Below are 12,334 nucleotides of genomic sequence, written 5' to 3'. Positions count from 1 at the left end.
GTGAGTTTCAGGGAATCGTTTTCTCTGTTTAGATGAATTTACGCGAAACGTTTTCCGGGAACGGGTTCGTGTCTTAGCTGGGTGGTCAGCTGACCGCTGCCGCCGGCATCGGAAACCAAACTTTCGCTTCGTTTTCTATTGTCGTAGGATGACTGATCACAATGATGACAGGTCGGCGCGATGTCAGGAGCGCACGCCGGCCATGCACCGTCGCGTGTAGGGCGACCGGACGGAACGAAAGGGAATCCGGGCAGCGGCTGGCGCCTGCGCCTGCCCCGCCGTAGGGCGCCAGAGTGCGCGTGACTGGCGCCACGGTTTTGCGACTCGGCGCGCCTAAATTACTGCGACTGGCCTACTCATTGTCGACAACACGTCGCGATGTCGACGTTCCGAATACATACCTCCCAAGTCGCATGTTCGCGTAGGGCGCACGGCCGGTGCCATGCTTTTCCGACTTTCGACCCAGTCGATTTAACCGGCTTAACTCGCAACTCCGGCGGCGGTGTGCGGCCATTAACTGCCGGTCGGCTCTGCTTTACCACCGACACCAAGATGTCAGCTTCGCGCGCAACAGCAGACATTTCCCCGTTACTGGAAAAGTGCGCGTTAGGTCTGCTGGGCATTGCAGATACCGACAATGCATGCTCGGTCGCAGTTGTGGCGCTACGCCTACCGCCGCCAAGCTTCAATCAAGCTATCTGTATTGGCTTGTGATGAGGCGGTCGTACATGCGGTCGGACAATACATATCGCAGGAAGAGGATCAGCCCCGCACCCGATGCGCCATGGTAACGAGCGCGTGGCGACCTGGCTTTGAGCGCTTTGACAACGAGATTCGTAATGCTCTTGGGGGCCGGCATCTTTCTTTTCCATGACGGCGATTTCCGGATCGCGGTTACAAGACCGGCGTAAGCGCTTTTCGCGGAATACCGCTCAAGCTCTGCAATCGCTACGGGGAACCATTCGCTGTCCGTGCCACCCGGCTCGATCACGATGACGTCTATGCCAAAAGGCCGGACTTCCATCCTCAGCGAATCGGAATACCCTTCCAGTGCGAACTTCGACGCGTGGTACCAGCCAGCCATCGGGAACGCGCATTTCCCGCCGATCGACGAGATGTTGATGACCTTGCCGAATTTCCGTTCGCGCATGTGCGGAAGGCAGAGCTGCGTAAGTCTTCCAACGCCGACGAGATTCACCTCAATCTGGCGGCGCGCGGCTTCGACAGGCACATCCTCCAACGCGCCCATCTGCCCATATCCGGCGTTGTTAATCAGCACGTCGATCCGGCCTTGTTCGCGAATGATTCGATCGACCCCTGTCACCATCGTGGCATCGTCCGTGACATCCATTGCCAGCGCAATGCCGCCTGCGGCCTCGATGTCTTGCATGCGCTCGACCCGACGAGCTGCCCCGTAAACGGTGTAGCCCTCGGCAAGCAATCGCAGCGCGAAGTCCTTGCCCATGCCGGAAGACGCTCCGGTTATCAGGGCAACAGGCTTGGTTCCAGTAGTCATGTTCGCAGTTCCAGTGGTTTTTGGCGTCTCCCTTTGTCAGGCGGTCTGTATCGACAAGGGAGGCACATAACGCACGTCATGATGCGTTATCTCATCCAGATTAACACAACACCCTATGTAACGCACATCGAGATGCGTTAAACTACGCCGAATGAGAGAACGAGCCCGATCAACTGAAGATAAACTCCAGCGCTCCGAGGACTTACTCGATGCCGCGGAGTCGCTTGCACTGGAGCTGGGTGGGGTGCGATTCGTGACTGTGGCAGCCGTGACCGAACGGGTGGGGTTACACCGGACGGGAGTCCGTCGCTATTACGCCAATCGGGAGGAACTACTCCTCGAACTGGCCGAGCGCGGTTGGAGGCGATGGTGTGACGCAATAAAAAACGAACTCGGCGATCGAACTGGGTTAGCCCCGGCCTCAGTGGCTGAGGTTGTTGCCAATACAATGATTTCCCTTCCAGTGTTCTGCGACCTCCTGACGCATGTCACCCTGAGTCTGGAAGGCGATGTCGACATAGAGCGTGCCCGCCGCTACAAAACCAGTGCTTTCGCGAACCATGACGCCATCGTCACTGCTCTGGTCGAAGCCAGCCGAATGACCATTGAGCAAATTCAAAGCCTATTGGCAACATCGCTCATGCTGGCGGCAGGCTTCTGGCAGGTTTCCCATCCGACGCCGACGCTTGCCCAGCTCTACCGGGAGGTGCCGGAATGGGGACATGTAGCACTCGATTTCGGTCCGCGCCTGCGCTATCTGCTTCAAGCTATGGCTACGGGACTAACGGAGGGATAGCCTAAACTGTCATCGCCAAGTACTCGCTTTACCGCCACAGCGAGCAGGATAAAGTCTTTGGAGTTCACGGACGTCATGGGCCGCGGTTAATGCGTCTACGCCAACGTAGATGGCTTCGTGCTCTTTCCCTTATCTCGACGATGCGCCGGAGATGGGGGCAGCCCCAGGTCGAATGCGCCGCAGCCGGCGAGAGTTCGCTTCCCGGCGTCTTGGGTCGGTCGCCGGAGGGGACATTCGAGTGGCCGCAGGAGTTCGAAAACTGCCACAAGGTCGACGTGTACCGAAGAACCGTTCCGGGTCGATCTGTGCCGGTCGTGTGCGCTGGGCGGCGGCCGGCCGAGTTCGGCCACGAAGCGACATTCACTGCGCTATCCAGAATAGCCGTTAGTCGCCTCTGAGGAGCCGATCGCACGCCGCAGAAAGCGGTAACGAAATTGCACCGCAAGGAGAGAAGGTACAACCCGGCGTGCGCTCCGATCTCACACGTGACTGCAATGGCCCGGTTGACAACTTCATTACGGAAATCCAATACTTCCTTTCCTCAGACGTTGTAGACGCGACATTGCCGGGTAATCAATGCGCAGCAGGCGAACGTGAGTCGCCTTCGCAGCGAGCGTCGGCGTCGAGCGATCTGCGATCACCAACACAGCGTGAGGAATTGCCATGCGCCGCCCTATTCGCGTCGTTCTGACCTGTCTCGCCGCAGCAGCGACGCTCCTCGCCGATTCGGCCGGATCGCTAGCCTGCACACGCCTCGTCTATCTCGGCAACAACGACGACGTCATCACCGCCCGATCGATGGACTGGAAACTCGACGTCGCCACCAATCTTTACATCCTGCCACGCGGCATCGCCCGCACCGGTGAATCCGGTCCGAACTCCATTAAATGGACCGCCAAATACGGTAGCGTCGTGGCGACGGGTTATGACGTTTCCACCACCGATGGCATGAACGAAAAGGGGCTGGCCGCTGAACTGCTCTGGCTCGTCGAGTCGCAATATCCCCCCTTCGACAAGAACTCGAAACCGGGGCTCACCATCGCCGCATGGGCGCAGTACGTGCTGGACAATTTTGCGACCGTCGCGGAAGCCGTGGCTGCGCTCGAGAAAGAGCCATTCACGATCGTGACTGACAACGTCCCCGGAGAACAGCGCCTCACCACACTGCACCTCGCGATGTCGGACGCGACTGGCGACAGCGCGATCGTCGAGTACATCGGCGGAAAGCAGATCATCCATCATGGTCGACAGTATCAGGTCATGACCAACTCACCGACCTTCGACGAGCAGCTTGCACTGAACGAATATTGGAAGCAGATAGGAGGCACCGTCTGGCTGCCCGGCACCAATCGCTCTGCTGACCGGTTCGCGCGCGCCTCGTTCTACGTCAATGCTATCCCCAAGAGTGAAGACCCCGCCATTGCACTTGCCAGCGTTTTCAGCGTGATTCGTAACGTCTCGGTGCCGTTCGGGATCACCACCCCGGGCGAGCCGAATATATCGTCCACACGCTGGCGCACTGTTGCCGATCACAAGCGCATGCTTTACTTCTTCGAATCGGCCGTCACGCCGAGTACTTTCTGGGTCGATCTCAACAAGGTCGACTTCTCCGCCGGCGCACCCGTCAAACGTCTCGACCTCGGCAAGGATCAGCGCAATGCATTCGGCGGCGAAGTCTCGAAGGACTTTCAACGCGCACCCGCGTTTCCGTTCCTCGGCCCCGGCGCGAGCAAGTCCCTCTGAGGCGGGGCGTCAAGGCTTCGTCGTGGACGCACTCTGCAAGTGCCATGACGCGTGCCGGCCGGATGCCTTTCGCCAGCACGTTACATCTCGCGGAGATATCGCCGGCGCTGAGCCGGCAACCTGGCCCTGTGGCGCCCGTTGGGTTCCGTTGGCGGGTAGCCTCTGGAAACGGACATCGAGAGTGGAGGCAACCAACGGCTGCCCTGGGGCGACTGCCGTCGACTCATACTGCGGAAGTGGCAATTCATGCACAATGTCGAACCGTCGCCATTTTGGCGGGAGTCGGCGTTCAAACAGCGTGAGGTTCCGCAGGCCATTGTCCGTTCGCTCACACTTTCGCACGAACGGATTGCCCATACGGAGCTGCGACCCAGCGACAGTGCTGCCACTGTTGCAGCGCGCTCCTCACGTGCGTGCGAACCGCGTATAAGTCCTTCAACTCATGCGGACGTTCTTGTCATGCCAGAAGATTTCGAAGTTCACGGCCCACACGATCATGCAGTAGAGCACCCTGCGGCGCATGAAGAGAGCCACGGAGCGGCGCGCATCGCCGTGATGACTGCTGTCCTCGCCTGCGTCGGCGCGATTTCCGCATACCAGAGCGGTGCGGAAGAGAATTTAGCGTTGCTGCACAAGAACGAGGCCGCGATCCAGAAAACCGAGGCAGCTAACCTGTGGGCCTATTACCAGGCAAAGGGCGAAAAGCAGAATCTAGCCGAGCTCGGTGCGGCGTTGAGCCAGGAAGCGTCGCCGCAAAGAAAGCGTTTCGATGCAGACGCGGCGCGGTATCGCGAAGAGAAGGAGCCGATCCGCAAACGCGCCGAAGCGCTCGAGCAAGAAGTCGTGAAGAGCAATGCTGCAAGCGAGGAGCGGCTACACCGGCATCATCGTTGGGCGCAGGCCACTACCATCATCCAGATCTCGATCGCGCTTGCTGCGATCACGATTCTCACGCGGCGGAAATGGATGCAACACCTGTCGATGGGGGCTGCCGCGATTGGCGTCGTACTGACAGGGCTGGCGCTCTTCGGTGTGTAGCGGCCCGACGAGCGGGCGCTTGTGGGCCATCAACAGTCAATCGATAAAACTATCTAGCTCATCGAAAATCGCTTCAAACGCCTCCGGAAATTCTTCGTTGGCGTTTTCGCTGCCCCCGCTCTTGCCGGCCTCTACAATTGATCGATGAAACCCGCGATCATGCTCGTGACTTCCTGTGGCCATTCGAGGGACGGCAAATGCGCGGTCCCTGATATTTGGTGGAACGTCCCGCAGGCTACGTTAGCCGCGACGTAACGACTTCTTTCCTGAATACCGACCAGGTCCAGATCCCCACACGCCACCAACGTCGGCACTGATATTTCGCCCAACCGCCCGTAAGCGATCGGTGCATCGGTGTTCGTACCCGTTGGTGGCAAACCGAGCGCAACAACGTTCATCTCATCAAACAATTTGCGAGCTTCACCCGTCACGCGCCCCTCAGGTTGAAGTGGACCATCAAGCCAGAGCGTCCGGCGAATCGCGATGGCCTCTTTAATATCATGCTTCGCTTCAGCCGCCGCGAGACGCGTGACCAACTCTTCAACCCGCGTTGCATGAGTGATTTTCGGCGCACCGGTGACGTTCGGTGCGATAAGAACGAGACCGCGGACATGCGACGGATACCGAAGCGCCGCATCGAGCGCAATGCCTCCGCCTTGAGAACAGGCAACAAGTATCGCAGGGAACCCGCGTGCGACCGACTCCAGAACCGCGATCAAATCTCGAACAGCAGAGTGGTCCTCTGCTTCGGCAACTGTTTCTCCAAATCCGCGTCGATCATAGGCGATAGCTTGGTGGCTAGCGCCAATTTCGCGCATCTGGTGGGCCCACATCCGGCGATCCGCGACGCGAGCGTGCAAAAACACAATCGGTTCTCCGCTACCGATGACTTGCGTCGACAGCGTGGCACGGCCTGAACTCGTTATAAGGCTTTCCATCGCGACCCGTCCTGTGTCCACGAACGTGCATGGTACACGCTGCGCTGCCCTGGAGTTTTCGCCGATGCATGGCCGCTTCGCAAGAAACCGACGACCGCAAGGGTGTCGGCTGCAGTCAACCGCGTACAACGAAATGCCACTACGTTGGCGCCGTAGCAAACCGATAGCACGAAATCCGACGCCCGCCCCTTCACGTCTGCATAACCAGCGACGTCAGCTGCGCCGCCCGCGCCACCGCCGTTTTCGCGTAGATCGACTTGATCTGCGTGCGGATCGTGCCGATCGACACGCCGCGCAACCCGGCGCATTCCTGCGGTGACAACCCGTCGCAACACAGCAGCACGGCAAGATCAGCCTCGGCCGACGACAGCCCGTAGAACACACGCAGCCGCTGCGCGCGGGCCGACGGCGAACGCAGGTCGGCGGCCGTCATCAGCGTCGCGACGCCCGGCCGCTCGCGCATCAGGCGCGATTGCTCGGGCACCGGCATCAGCGCCAGCGGCAGCGGTTCGCCCGTTGTGCGCCGTAACAACAGCCCACCGCGCGCGTGCGCTTGCCGCCATTGCGCATCGTCGACGCAGCCTTCCGGCGCGAATCGCCCGTTCACGACCCGCAGCGCCGGTTCCGCCGCGATCAGCTGATCGGCCGCGCGATTCGTGTAGCGCAGCTCACGCTGCGCGTCGAGCAGGAACACCGGCACCGGAATCGCATCGAGCACCGATTCGGCGGCGGCCACGCGCGCCTCGAGCTCGCCGATCCGCGCCTGGATCTGCAGCGCGCGGCTGATGTGCATCCCCATGTTTTCGATCGCATGGCGCTGATCGTCGGACAGCCCCTGCGATTCGAGGCCGCCCTGGACGCTGAGGAATGCGCCCGAGCCCTCGCTGCGATGGATGTACAGGCCCGAGATGCTGCCGAGCCCGAACGGGTGAAGGAATTCCTGATAGAACGCGCTGTGCGCTCGCTGGTGCGCGGAGAGGTGCTTGACGTCCTCGAACCAGCGGCCCGCCGGCCAGTCGGCGGCGACCGGCACGACCGGGTCGTACCGATAGAACTCGGTGTTGTAGGTGTTGTAACACGCGGCGACCCATGACGCGTCGTCACCCGCCGCCTGCTCGATTGCCGGCACCCGCGCCGCGTCGTCGAAAGACAGCAGCGTGACCATGCGCACGCCGACCCACGATCGCAGCCCGTCCAGCACCGTTTCCCATCGCTGATCGCCCAGCGCCGCAGCGTAGACGTCATCGATCCATGCGGATGGAATCAACCCGTTCATTTGCATCTGGCCACCCCGCGCCGTGCGTTGTTGTCGAACGTCTTCTGCGCATCTTAGTCAATCGGCACGCGCGTTTAAATCACTCGTTCGCGTTTGATCGAAATACCACGTTTGTTACCGCTTATCATCAGACGTAATGGCCGTCATTCCGGCACGCACGATGCCGCCCGCTTTTCATCCGGATCACGGTATGCCATGATGCAGCGCATGACGATTCGAAACACCACGCTCTCGCTGCACCATCACCACGGACGCCCTCTGTTGCGCCGTGGCTCGTTTCGCATCTAGCAATTGCATCGGGTGAATGCCCGATCAAGACGACAACCAAGGCGCCTCCGGCGCCTTTTTTGTTTTTTGCCGCCTTGAAAGCGGACTGCGCCGATCATTCGAACCCGTACGGAGTGTTTTCAATGCAACAGCCCTGGAAAGACATCGCCTTGCCGGATTTACCGCTCCGCGAGGACCTCAAGTCGCAGCACGCGTACGGGGCGCCGCAGCTCGATGTGCCGGTCTGCCTGAACGTCAACGAGAACCCCTATCCGCCGTCGGCCGCGCTCGTCGAGCGCATCGCGACCGCGGTGGCCGACGCCGCGCGCGCGGCGAACCGCTATCCCGACCGCGATTTTGCCGAGCTGCGCGCGCATCTGGCGGCATATCTGACGCACGACACCGGCGTGACGATCGACGCATCGCGCGTCTGGGCGGCCAACGGCTCGAATGAAGTGATCCAGCAGGTCCTGCAGGCATTCGGCGGCCCCGGGCGCTCGGCGCTGGCCTTTACGCCCGCGTATCCCATGTATGACGAATACTGCCGCACGACTTTCACGCGCCTGCATACGTTGCCGCGCACCCGGGATTTCGCGCTGGATCTGGGTCAGGCGCTCGACAGCATCCGCGAGCACCAGCCGAGCGTCGTACTGCTGACGTCGCCGAACAACCCGACCGGCACCGCGCTGCCGGTCGACGATATCCGCGCGATACTCGACGTCGCGCCGGGCATCGTCGTCGTCGACGAAGCCTATGCGGAATTCCGGCGTCGCGGCGTCCCCAGCGCGGTGACGCTGCTGCCGGACCATCCTCGGCTCATCGTCACCCGCACGCTGAGCAAGGCGTTCAAGTTCGCGGGCGGCCGCGTCGGGTATTGCGCGTGCGCGCCTGCGATCGTCGAAGCGCTGAAGCGGGTTCGATTGCCCTACCACCTGTCCGCCTTCACGCAGGCGGCGGCCTGCGCGGCACTGGCCGCACGCGACGAGATGCTGTCGCAAGTGGAGGCGATCAAGGCCGAGCGCGATTCGACCGTCGCGTGGCTGCGTGGTCTGGGCCTGACGGTGGCCGATTCCGACGCCAACTTCGTGATGTTCGGCGAGTTTGCGGATCGGCACCGGATCTGGAGCGGACTCCTGCGTCACGGGGTCCTGATCCGGGAGTCCGGGCCGCCGGCGTATCTTCGCGTGTCGATCGGCACCGGCGCGGAGATGGCCGCGTTTCGTGCTGCGCTGCTTGACGTGATGGCGCTCGAATAAGCGACCGGCCATCCGGTCGACGATGCGATGAAGCGCATGCCCGCGCCGTATCCGACGATGTGCTTACTTCATCGTCGCGAACCGCATTTCCATCGCGTCGATCTTCGCGAGCACCGCTTCGCTGAGCGTCCTGACGTGGCGCGGCACATCGGGCGTCGACAGCAGTTCCTCGATTCGCCCGCGCCAGTAGCTCGGATGCCGCACGCGCCCCGCACCCGCCATCGACACATCGTCAGCGTTCGTCTCGCTGTCCAGGAGAGCCACCATTCTCTGAATGTGAGAGAGCTCTCGTTCTGCATAGTCTCGCGCCAGCATAATGATTGAAATTCCCCCGAAATACGACAGCAGGCCTTCCGTCATCAACGCGCCATCGTGTCGCGGTGCAAAGCATTCACCGCACACGTTTGTCGCCATCGTACGCAGAAGCCGTGTCAGTAAACTGCGTGGGCATTTGCTGATTTCGATACGGAATGGGGAGCCTGTCCGAATGTTCTGACGACTTCCGGCCCCGATGCCCTGTAGTCAATCGTAGGCTTACTGTTGGGCGATGACATCTCCCAAAATGGAGATGCGGGGCGATATCGGCGGGGCGGTGTTTCCGGCATTTCCAGGTCGTCGGACGTCGCGCGGAAGGCATGCGGTTGCCGGCTGGAGCAAATTCGCGATCAGCTCACTACCTCGACTCCACGCGCGTCCGGCGCATGACTGACCGGCAAGCACGAGGCGGGCATTTGCCGTGTGCACATTTTGCTTTCCGCATTGCTGGCGCGCGCCTTCACCAGCAGGCGTGTCGTGCATCGGGTGTCGAAATGTTTCGTGGAACTACATACTTGAGAGACACGGCCCGCTGAAGTCAGATACCGACATCGCCATGCTTCAGCCCGAAAATGAAATCGACCTCCACCGAAGCCCCTTTGGGCAATTGCAGCACACCGACCGACGTACGCGTATGAACGCCTGCGTCGCCAAGCACCGCATACAACATGTCGGATGCACCATCGGCGACTTCACTTTGCATCGTGAAGCCGGGTGCGCTTCGCACATAGACGGTGATGCGCGGCACTGTCGCTATCGCGTCGAGCGTGCCGCAGTGCTTCCTGATCAACGACAACGCACGCAGCGCCGATACGCCGGCGGCCCGGCGACCTTCGTCGAGCGAAACGGATTCCCCCACTATGCCCACGAAATGCACCACGTCGCCGATCCGCGGAATCTGGCCCGCAACGTAGGCCGTATTCCCGTCGACCAGAATGGGCGTGTACTTTCCGCCAATCCTGATTTCCTCGTCCGGATTGAAGCCGAATTCGGTCGCGACCTGTGTCAGCTTATCGTCTCGGTTCATCAGTGAATCCCCCGATACTTCAGAAAAATGTAAAAAATAATTAAGCCTCGCCCGCTTGTCTCGAGGAAGAAATCCCGCCGCGAACGATCAAAGAGACGTGCCGCTGCCGTTAAAAGTTTCCGGGTAATCCTCTACGTTTTCTCATACATGACACACTTTTCAGGTGTTCGAAGCAGTCCAGCATCGCTTTATCGATGCCAAATCTCGTAGTCGACGAGAATTTGCTCAAAATTTTCCGCTGAAAACGCTATCATATGTGTACTCAACCTGAAGAGTGATATATGGCAACGTACAAGGAACTGAAAGCTCAAATGGAAGCTTTGGCCGAGAAAGCCGAAGCTGCACGTGCTGCGGAATTCCAGGCGATCGTCGACGACATCCGCACCAAAGTTGCGGAATTCGGCATTACCGAGAAAGACATTTTCGGTACGCGTCGTGGTCGACCGGCCAAGCAAGCGTCCGCCCCGGTGCAGGCAAAGTATCGCGACCCGAAGACCGGAGCAACCTGGTCGGGCCGCGGTCGCGCGCCCGCATGGATCAAGGACGCGAAGAATCGCAATCGATTCCTGATCCAGGAATAAGATTCTCGACGCGCACCGGCGCGCGCTCTGGCGCGCCGTCCTGCTATTTGAGCATCGATACCGGCGGTATTAAAGCCGCTCCGGTGCGGTGAAGGTTTGTGCCATCCGGCGCGTGGTTGCACGCTACGCGTCGGATTGCGTGCTGCCCGATCTTTCCCGATTCAACGTTCGTAATAGATCGCAAGCCAGACGGTTTGCGTTTCTTCGTGCGTCCACGCGACGCGATGACGGCAATGCGGCTCGATCAGCACGTAGTCGCCGGGATGCATTTCATGACGCGCCGGGCCTGCTTCGAATTCGAGTACGGCCGCGCCCGATAGCAGCACGACCCATTCGGCGCGTGCGTCGTCATACCAGAAGCCGTCGGGGCTCGTGTGCCCCATCGATACGATTCGCTCGACGTTCAGACGCTGCCCGGTGACAAGGAGGTCGATTTGTTCATCGTCGCCGCGCTGGCCTTCCGTGGTGAACAGGTTGCCGGTTTGAAGGTGCATGGGGCGGCCTCGTCGATGATCGTCGGTGGAAGGAATCGCGCGTTGAGTGACGCGCAATATTCACCGTAGTCTAACGATCACCGTCGACGCTGACTCGTTTCGTCGGAAAACGCATCGTAGCGTGTCGCGTGCCTGCAATCGGGCATCAATCCGTTCAAGCGAGATCCCGTACTGTTCGGGATCTCGCCCACCGAACGTGTTGCGATTGATGCCGTCAACATCAGCATGCTTTCATACCGCCTCCCGTTCACACTCGATCCAGCGGAACGGTAAGCAGGTCGATCACCGCTTGCGTCTCGGGGCGCACGCCGCGCCACCACGCAAAGGCTTCCGCCGCCTGCTCCACCAGCATGCCGACACCATCGGCTACGCCGGCGACCCCCGCATCGCGCGCCAGTCGCAAGAACGGCGTGAGGCGCTTGCCATAGGCCAGTTCATAAGCCGTACCATGCGGGCTGAAAACGCCGGGCGGCACGGGCGGCAAATCGCCTGTCAGACTCGCGGACGTCGCGTTGACCACCAGATCGAAGCGGCCCATGCGGTCGAGCTCCCCGTAAGCGCACGCCGTTATCGGGCCGTACGAAGCCAATTGCAATGCCAGCGCTTGCGCTTTCTCGACGTGACGATTCGCCATCACCAGTTGCGCGGGGCCCGCGCCCAGGAACGGAAGCAACGCGCCGCGCGCCGCGCCGCCGGCACCGAGCAGCAACACACGCTTGCCCGCGAGCGGCGTGTGAAGATTCACCTCGATATCGCGCAGCAGACCGATGCCGTCGAAGTTTTCCGCGAGAATCCGATCCCCCTCGAACTTGAACGCATTCGCCGCGCCTGCGAGCGTCGCGCGCTCGCTGCGCTCATCGGCCATGTCGAACGCCGCGAGCTTGAACGGTGCCGTGATGTTCATGCCCTTGCCGCCGGCCGCGATAAAGTTCCGCACCGTTACCGCGAACGCATCATCCGGTTCGCACGGCCCCTCGATGGCCGTGTAGTGCATCGCCTGTTGCGTCGCTTCGGCGAAAAGACCATGAATCAGCGGGGATTTCGTATGGCCAATCGGATTGCCGATCACCGCATAGGTATCGCTCAT

12 protein-coding genes are annotated in these 12,334 nt (G+C 60.8%); 5 read left to right on the top strand and 7 right to left on the bottom strand.

Annotated elements, in window-relative coordinates:
* Positions 1 to 694: 694 nt before the first annotated feature.
* A complete protein-coding gene (locus LXE91_RS34095; protein ID WP_039347800.1) occupies positions 695 to 1,516 on the bottom strand; it encodes an oxidoreductase in 822 nt (273 codons plus the stop codon).
* A 244-nt stretch (positions 1,517 to 1,760) separates the two neighbouring features.
* On the opposite strand from LXE91_RS34095, the gene LXE91_RS34090 reads away from it, so the two are divergent.
* From LXE91_RS34090 to LXE91_RS34080, 3 genes are all read left to right on the top strand, one after another.
* The gene (locus tag LXE91_RS34090; protein WP_198113749.1) at positions 1,761 to 2,312 is read left to right on the top strand and encodes a hypothetical protein; all 552 of its coding nucleotides are present in this window, start codon (positions 1,761 to 1,763) and stop codon (positions 2,310 to 2,312) included.
* A 663-nt stretch (positions 2,313 to 2,975) separates the two neighbouring features.
* Entirely contained in the window at positions 2,976 to 4,055 is a 1,080-nt protein-coding gene (locus tag LXE91_RS34085; protein WP_039347802.1) for a linear amide C-N hydrolase, read from the top strand.
* Positions 4,056 to 4,514: 459 nt separating this feature from the next.
* Positions 4,515 to 5,093: a DUF4337 domain-containing protein gene (locus LXE91_RS34080; protein ID WP_039347805.1), complete on the top strand. Its 579-nt coding sequence runs from the start codon at positions 4,515 to 4,517 to the stop codon at positions 5,091 to 5,093.
* A gap of 131 nt (positions 5,094 to 5,224) precedes the next feature.
* On the opposite strand, the gene LXE91_RS34075 is transcribed toward LXE91_RS34080, so the two are convergent.
* Positions 5,225 to 6,031 (bottom strand): alpha/beta fold hydrolase, encoded by an 807-nt coding sequence (locus LXE91_RS34075; RefSeq protein WP_046196383.1) that lies wholly within the window; start codon positions 6,029 to 6,031, stop codon positions 5,225 to 5,227.
* Positions 6,032 to 6,221: 190 nt separating this feature from the next.
* Positions 6,222 to 7,307, bottom strand: coding sequence for a helix-turn-helix transcriptional regulator (locus LXE91_RS34070; RefSeq protein WP_223274384.1), 1,086 nt, complete (start codon positions 7,305 to 7,307; stop codon positions 6,222 to 6,224).
* A 410-nt stretch (positions 7,308 to 7,717) separates the two neighbouring features.
* On the opposite strand from LXE91_RS34070, the gene LXE91_RS34065 reads away from it, so the two are divergent.
* Positions 7,718 to 8,830 carry a histidinol-phosphate transaminase gene (locus LXE91_RS34065; protein WP_039347812.1) on the top strand — a complete coding sequence of 371 codons (1,113 nt, stop codon included), beginning with the start codon at positions 7,718 to 7,720 and terminating at the stop codon, positions 8,828 to 8,830.
* A 63-nt stretch (positions 8,831 to 8,893) separates the two neighbouring features.
* Here LXE91_RS34065 and LXE91_RS34060 read toward each other — a convergent pair whose 3' ends face one another.
* Both LXE91_RS34060 and LXE91_RS34055 read right to left on the bottom strand, forming a co-directional pair.
* Positions 8,894 to 9,145, bottom strand: coding sequence for a hypothetical protein (locus tag LXE91_RS34060; protein WP_039347905.1), 252 nt, complete (start codon positions 9,143 to 9,145; stop codon positions 8,894 to 8,896).
* A gap of 538 nt (positions 9,146 to 9,683) precedes the next feature.
* On the bottom strand, positions 9,684 to 10,172 hold the full coding sequence (locus LXE91_RS34055; RefSeq protein WP_039347815.1) for a RidA family protein: 489 nt from the start codon (positions 10,170 to 10,172) through the stop codon (positions 9,684 to 9,686).
* 281 nt (positions 10,173 to 10,453) lie between these two features.
* Between LXE91_RS34055 and LXE91_RS34050 the strand changes: the two genes are divergently transcribed.
* Entirely contained in the window at positions 10,454 to 10,753 is a 300-nt protein-coding gene (locus tag LXE91_RS34050) for an H-NS histone family protein (RefSeq protein WP_039347818.1), read from the top strand.
* 161 nt (positions 10,754 to 10,914) lie between these two features.
* On the opposite strand, the gene LXE91_RS34045 is transcribed toward LXE91_RS34050, so the two are convergent.
* Entirely contained in the window at positions 10,915 to 11,247 is a 333-nt protein-coding gene (locus tag LXE91_RS34045; RefSeq protein ID WP_039347820.1) for a cupin domain-containing protein, read from the bottom strand.
* Between the two features lie 247 nt (positions 11,248 to 11,494).
* Entirely contained in the window at positions 11,495 to 12,334 is an 840-nt protein-coding gene (aroE, locus tag LXE91_RS34035; RefSeq protein ID WP_039347822.1) for a shikimate dehydrogenase, read from the bottom strand.

Origin of the sequence: Burkholderia contaminans (assembly GCF_029633825.1) — a bacterium.
Taxonomy (GTDB): Bacteria; Pseudomonadota; Gammaproteobacteria; order Burkholderiales; family Burkholderiaceae; genus Burkholderia; species Burkholderia contaminans.
The sequence above is the reverse complement of the archived record's forward strand: the minus strand, read 5'-3'. Positions and strand labels throughout refer to the sequence as shown.

Coding starts and splice junctions, on each gene's coding strand:
- LXE91_RS34095 (WP_039347800.1), bottom strand. CDS start 1,516: ATGACTACTGGAACCAAGCCTGTTGCCCTGATAACCGGAGCGTCTTCC.
- LXE91_RS34085 (WP_039347802.1), top strand. CDS start 2,976: ATGCGCCGCCCTATTCGCGTCGTTCTGACCTGTCTCGCCGCAGCAGCG.
- LXE91_RS34080 (WP_039347805.1), top strand. CDS start 4,515: ATGCCAGAAGATTTCGAAGTTCACGGCCCACACGATCATGCAGTAGAG.
- LXE91_RS34075 (WP_046196383.1), bottom strand. CDS start 6,031: ATGGAAAGCCTTATAACGAGTTCAGGCCGTGCCACGCTGTCGACGCAA.
- LXE91_RS34070 (WP_223274384.1), bottom strand. CDS start 7,307: ATGAACGGGTTGATTCCATCCGCATGGATCGATGACGTCTACGCTGCG.
- LXE91_RS34065 (WP_039347812.1), top strand. CDS start 7,718: ATGCAACAGCCCTGGAAAGACATCGCCTTGCCGGATTTACCGCTCCGC.
- LXE91_RS34060 (WP_039347905.1), bottom strand. CDS start 9,145: ATGCTGGCGCGAGACTATGCAGAACGAGAGCTCTCTCACATTCAGAGA.
- LXE91_RS34055 (WP_039347815.1), bottom strand. CDS start 10,172: ATGAACCGAGACGATAAGCTGACACAGGTCGCGACCGAATTCGGCTTC.
- LXE91_RS34050 (WP_039347818.1), top strand. CDS start 10,454: ATGGCAACGTACAAGGAACTGAAAGCTCAAATGGAAGCTTTGGCCGAG.
- LXE91_RS34045 (WP_039347820.1), bottom strand. CDS start 11,247: ATGCACCTTCAAACCGGCAACCTGTTCACCACGGAAGGCCAGCGCGGC.
- aroE (WP_039347822.1), bottom strand. CDS start 12,334: ATGAGCGATACCTATGCGGTGATCGGCAATCCGATTGGCCATACGAAA.